Raw genomic sequence first — 893 nt, forward strand, 5'->3', positions numbered from 1 at the left:
ACCTATTCCAATGTCGATCAGATGATGGAGGAGCTGCTTGCTGATGTATAACATAAGACCAACCACAAAGTTTCAGAAGGATTTGAAGCGCGTGAAAAAGCGCGGCTTTGATATTTCTTTGCTGACGGATATTATTAAAAAGTTGGCTGCGGGGGAGCCGTTGCCAGAGAAGAACAGGGATCACCAACTTTCCGGGGATTATGCTGGGTGTCGTGAGTGCCACATTACGCCGGATTGGTTGCTGATCTACGAAGTGGACGGGGACGAGCTGATTTTGTATCTCACCCGGACGGGATCGCATAGCGATTTATTTTAGGGGAAGGAGGAAAGGTCTATGAGCTGGGATAAAGAGAGGATCGCGCAGTTGCAGCTCCCCGATCCGGCAGACGATGATCCGCACTCTCGGCTGCTCCTGGAAGGGGACGGCATACACGCAGGGCAGGGTTTTACCGCCTTGTTTCCTGATGGCTGGCACGAGATTACCCTTGAAGTAGCCTGGGAGCCAACAGGCCCCGGCTGCTGGTACATATCTACGCCTGGGTTTGAGGGCGTGTGTCCTGTGGGCCTGTTCGTGAAAGTATGAAAACAATCCGGCAGATAGCGGACGAGATAGGGGTATCAAAGACAGCAGTAAATAAACAAATCGCAAACCTTGGTTTGCGATCAGGTTTGCGAAAAAACGGAAACCAGTTTGCGATTGATGAACACCAGGAAGCCTTGATAAAAGAGGCTTTTTCTGAAAAATCGCAAACCGAAATCGAAAACAAAACGCAAACTAAAACGCAAACCGAAAACCACGAAGTTTCCGATTTGGTTTGCGTTTTACAGGCCACCATCGACACACTGCAAGGGCAGCTTGAAGTAAAAGACAGGCAGATTGAAAAGCTGACGGA

Annotated in this window: 3 protein-coding genes; all 3 read left to right on the forward strand. The window is 49.4% G+C overall.

Annotated elements, in window-relative coordinates; all coding sequences use genetic code 11:
- The first annotated feature begins 43 nt into the window (after positions 1-43).
- On the forward strand, positions 44-316 hold the full coding sequence (locus DWZ40_RS19125) for a type II toxin-antitoxin system YafQ family toxin (RefSeq protein WP_066859802.1): 273 nt from the start codon (positions 44-46) through the stop codon (positions 314-316).
- An 18-nt stretch (positions 317-334) separates the two neighbouring features.
- Positions 335-583 (forward strand): hypothetical protein, encoded by a 249-nt coding sequence (locus DWZ40_RS19130; protein ID WP_118544362.1) that lies wholly within the window; start codon positions 335-337, stop codon positions 581-583.
- A partial coding sequence (locus tag DWZ40_RS19135; RefSeq protein ID WP_118544363.1) for a hypothetical protein occupies positions 580-893 on the forward strand: 314 nt, incomplete at its 3' end. The genes DWZ40_RS19130 and DWZ40_RS19135, both read left to right, overlap by 4 nt.

Source organism: Clostridium sp. AF32-12BH (assembly GCF_003477935.1).
Lineage (GTDB): Bacteria > Bacillota > Clostridia > Lachnospirales > Lachnospiraceae > Brotaphodocola.

Coding starts and splice junctions, on each gene's coding strand:
- DWZ40_RS19125 (WP_066859802.1), top strand. CDS start 44: ATGTATAACATAAGACCAACCACAAAGTTTCAGAAGGATTTGAAGCGC.
- DWZ40_RS19130 (WP_118544362.1), top strand. CDS start 335: ATGAGCTGGGATAAAGAGAGGATCGCGCAGTTGCAGCTCCCCGATCCG.